Raw genomic sequence first — 4,291 nt, 5'->3', positions numbered from 1 at the left:
GACAAGGATAGGAGTTGGGGAAGAAGTTTCTTCTGCTTGCATCAACTGGGCTAGAGATGTACCTCCAAAATCTTCTAATACCATCACCCAGCGGTTGCTATCTCTTTCCAAACTGTAGGTATTTACTACGCCAGCTTGGTTCAGGTTACAAATGACTTCATACTCTCGCTTGAACCAAGCAATTTTTTCCGGCGGTGGGTAAAGTTCCTTGAGTATCTTGAGGATAACTGATTGTTTATCTAGTTGCCGAATTCCGCGATAGACCAACGAATTATCGCTTTCGTGGAGTTTTTTAGTTATTTGGTAGCCTGAAAATGTTATATTCATCTTAATTTGTTCTTAATTAACTTAAATGTAAGTAAATAAAGTAATAATGGCAAAACAAAGTTGGGTTGATAAATAAACCCAACCTTGATTAAAAGTTACTTTAACAAGCTAAATCTGAAACTGTCTCCCATTAGGGATAACCATAAATTACTCGCCACTGGACAATTTTGCCTTCACGCAGAGTAATCACATAGACAAAACTGCTTTGCACATTACGACCGTTGTTCTTGAACTGGATTCTTTCCTCCCCGCATACGACAACTTTGTCACCTTGAACAATGTACTCTTTTGTCTCGTGTCGTCCTCCATCTACTATGTGATTGAATATTGCGAAAAGCTGCTCTACCTGTTCGATGCCAACATATCGACCAGTTAATGGATCGTCGATCGATCCAGATACAATCCACTCTATATCTTTTGCCAAGTATTCTTCTGATGGTGTGAGAGCTTTGCCTTCTTCATAGTTTTGGACTATTGTCTGCACTATTTTCAAATTTTCTTCTTCTGTCACAATTATCTCCTGTCTTGCTAATCTTTGAGTTCTTCTCGGAACGCGCTGCTGTTAGACAGTGGTTGACTAAATTCCCTCGGAAGGTTGTGAATCTGGGGAAGAATCAGGTGCAGGCGAAGGATCTGGATCGGGAGAAGGATCTGGATCGGGTTCCCGAAAAGCAATAGACAATACAGGCAGTTCGTCTGCAAAAGCAGCGATAATTGTAGCTCTTTCGCCGCTCTTGACAATGGCTTGCTCGACTTCTGTTAACCCTGCCGCATCCATCACTGCGGTGGGAGACTGGGCAAATGCAGCCTGTTTCTGGGGATTGGTGGCCAAATCGGTCAATAACTCGTATAGCTTGCTCAAAATTAAGTCCCTCTTTAGGTAGGTGCAAATTTTTAGCATTATGACTCGATATATACCATCCTTAACCTTTAAGAGCAAGAATTTTTGCGATTAATTAACGTTTGAAAGCGGGGATCGCTGTGCAAATTAAACCAAGCGGGGTCATTACGCACCATCTCGACGTTGAGGTCGTATTCAACGGATATGGCTGCTTGCAAATAGTTCAATGCTTTGTCAAAGTCCCCTGCCAATACAGCCAAACCGCCCAATGCGTAAAGGGCGATATCGCTGCCACCATACCATTTTAGATTTGGGATTTGGGATTTTGGATTGGCAGTTTCGTCGGAGTTAGCCAGAAACCCGGTTTCTTGGGGATGATCGGAGTTAGACAGAAACCCGGTTTCTTGGGGATGATCGGAGTTAGACAGAAACCCGGTTTCTTTGAGAAACCGGGTTTCTTTGAGAAACTGGGTTTCTTCTGCATCCACCATCGACTGCAATACAGTCCGCGCTCGATCGATTTCGGTTTGCGCTTTCGCCAATCCTTGCCAAAGAGTCTGGTTAACAGCAATACAATAGACGGCAAGAGGGTCATTCGGTCTTGCTGTCAAGGTTTGCTCGTAACATTCCATTGCTTCGGCGTACCGTCCCAGTCGCATGAGAGGAAAACCGCGTTCGTTACCCCAATACTTACCGATCGTCTCATCAAGTGCGATCGCGCGATCGAATTCCACCACCGCTTCAGCATAGCGATTGGCAATACTGCACATCACGCCCCGATAAGCATAAGCCCAAGCATAATCCGGTTTGAGTTCGATCGCTTTGTTAAAATCTGCCCATGCTTCCTCATAACGCAACAACCGCCGATAAACAACGCCTCGGTGTGCGTAAGCCCAAGCGTAATTTGGCGAAAGTGCGATCGCTCTGTTAAAATCTGCCAATGCTTCCGGATAGCGTTTCATCTGACGGTAGCTTTCACCGCGTTGGGCAAAGGTTTTGGCATTGTTGGGGTTTTGGGCGATGGGGATTGTATGGGAGTTGTTCATGATGCGATCGTTGAGGTAAATTTTGATGCGATTGTAATGGTTGAAATTATATGTCCTCAAAAAAGCAGCGGTAGCGAATTAAATCCTCTAAAAAGCAAGCCGGGATTCCATTCTGGTGTATCGTTAACCAATCGTAAATTCGGCATTCTTTGAATTACAGTCAGGAAAGCAATCTCCGCTTGAATGTAGGTGAGGGTAGCGCCCAGACAAGCGTGTGCGCCGTAGCCGAAAGCGAGATGATGGTCGGCGTTGCGAGTGATATCCAAAACGTCGGGATTGGGAAATTTCTCCGGGTCGCGATTGGCGGAACCGATTAAGGCGATCACTGTTTGGCCTTTTTTAATTAGTCGATCGTGCAGAAAGAAATCTTCCCTAGCAAAGCGAGTGGCAAATTGAGCCGAACTTTCATAACGCAACAATTCTCGCAAAGCATTTGGCATTAAAGATGGGTTATTCCGCAAGATTTCCCATTGGTCAATATGCTTCAACAACAAGTATATTCCATTGCCCAAAAAATTGCGAATCGAAGCATATCCAGCCGCAATTAATTGGGAAGATTGGGCGATAACTTCATCAGTTGTCAGAACAGAATCTTCTTCCGCGTGAATCAAAAAACTAATCAAATCGTCGCCCGGATTCTGACGCCGTTCTGCAATGATAGTGCGAAAATATTCGTTAAGGGCGATCAAACTTTTTTGAGCTTGGCGTGCCAATTCCAGGGTAACTTGCGGCGCATCTGCTATGATGAGAATATCTTCCGACCAGGAAATGAAATCATCTCGATCCTGAGAATCTACCCCCAGCATTTCCGCCATCACCAGCATGGGGAAAGGCAGGGCAAAATCGCGCATCAAGTCGAATTCTCCGGTAGCTTGCACGCGATCGAGCAGCAAATCGGTTACTTTTTGAATCCGGGGTCGCAGATTTTGCAGCGCCATCTTAAACCCTTTGTTCATCAGCTTACGCACGCGATTGTGTTCCGCACCGTCAAGAGATAGCAACCACATCCCAAAAATGCGATTGAATTCGGCAAATTCTCCTTGCATTTCAGGGGGAAAATCGGCAAAAAACAAGTCGCTTTGTTGGGCGGAAAGGCGCGGGTCGCGCAAAGCATTGACAACATCGTCATAACGTGGTAATAGCCAAGCTCCGCCCAAAATATCAACCCAATGGATTGGGCTGTGCGATCGCAGATCGCTGTAAGTTGGGTAAGGGTTGGCGATAAATTCGGGATTGTCAAACATTTTGGATAAGAGGATGAGAGGATTTTAGATTATGCAAAACTCAAAACGGAAGCTATATTCAAAGACTCAGATTTAGCGTCTGAAAGCTATGGCTAGGAGCTATTTTTTGGAACGGCGCTGGCTAATATACCTAAAATTTTATTGATGTTATTGAGAAAATATTCAACCAAATCGATTTGGACTAATTCTCCTGTTAGTTTAAGAAATTTCCAAATTTCTCCTGTTGTTACCACTCCATAAATATCGGCGACTTCCTCTCCTTCCCGTTCGTTAAAAATCTGAGCCGCTACCATTTCAGCCACGCACTGACCCAATCCGGCATTAATATTTTCTTTTTTCGCTTCTACTAGCATAATTGCAGGCGCTCTTAAAATTAGTAATTGAGGTGAATTACTGATGATAAAATCACAACTTCCGTTTAATCCTCTGTTTGGATCGACAGTAAAATCAATTCCTGAAAACAAACCTATCTCCGAATTAAGTTGTTTTCTCAGTTCGACTAAAATAGGCGCGATAATCAGTTCAGAGCGGGCTTTTTCTGTATTGCTACCCAATGCGATCGGCACATTATAATCAAGGGTTTCTTTCAGCCAATTGCTGCTTTCTAATTCGGGAATATTAGCAAAGAGATTCACGCGATCGGAAATCGTTAAACCAAAAGCTTTCTGTACTTTTTCTAGTGTAAAATCGCTGTAAGCCATGCTGGTAAAGGGGGCAGGGGATTTTATAAGTTTACTTGGGTGGGTGGGAAGGGAGTTATGTCTGGCAATGTATAAGTTCTACGTAGCAGTAGTATCACATCTTCCACCGCGAAGGAAGTAAAGTCAAAAGTC

6 protein-coding genes are annotated in these 4,291 nt (G+C 44.0%); all 6 read right to left on the bottom strand.

The genetic code is table 11. The annotated features are described in order from the left end of the window. A partial coding sequence (locus H6S82_RS20960) for a protein kinase (RefSeq protein ID WP_191056649.1) occupies nt 1-327 on the bottom strand: 327 nt, incomplete at its 3' end. A gap of 130 nt (nt 328-457) precedes the next feature. Further along, on the bottom strand, nt 458-838 hold the full coding sequence (locus H6S82_RS20955; protein WP_190464576.1) for a nuclear transport factor 2 family protein: 381 nt from the start codon (nt 836-838) through the stop codon (nt 458-460). A gap of 66 nt (nt 839-904) precedes the next feature. After that, a complete protein-coding gene (locus H6S82_RS20950) occupies nt 905-1,189 on the bottom strand; it encodes a hypothetical protein (RefSeq protein ID WP_190464577.1) in 285 nt (94 codons plus the stop codon). Nucleotides 1,190-1,257: 68 nt separating this feature from the next. Further along, nucleotides 1,258-2,274: a tetratricopeptide repeat protein gene (locus H6S82_RS20945; protein ID WP_191056648.1), complete on the bottom strand. Its 1,017-nt coding sequence runs from the start codon at nt 2,272-2,274 to the stop codon at nt 1,258-1,260. Next, the gene (locus H6S82_RS20940; RefSeq protein WP_190464579.1) at nt 2,271-3,458 is read right to left on the bottom strand and encodes a cytochrome P450; all 1,188 of its coding nucleotides are present in this window, start codon (nt 3,456-3,458) and stop codon (nt 2,271-2,273) included. Before H6S82_RS20940 ends, H6S82_RS20945 begins: the two co-directional genes overlap by 4 nt. Nucleotides 3,459-3,550: 92 nt before the next feature. Next, complete coding sequence (locus H6S82_RS20935; protein WP_190464580.1) at nt 3,551-4,159, bottom strand: hypothetical protein; 609 nt, start codon at nt 4,157-4,159, stop codon at nt 3,551-3,553. Nucleotides 4,160-4,291 lie beyond the last annotated feature (132 nt).

This window comes from Planktothrix sp. FACHB-1355, assembly GCF_014748295.1.
In the GTDB taxonomy this organism is placed as follows: Bacteria; Cyanobacteriota; Cyanobacteriia; order Cyanobacteriales; family Aerosakkonemataceae; genus Aerosakkonema; species Aerosakkonema funiforme_A.
Note: the sequence above shows the minus strand (reverse complement) of the source record. Positions and strands in the feature narration are given on the sequence as shown.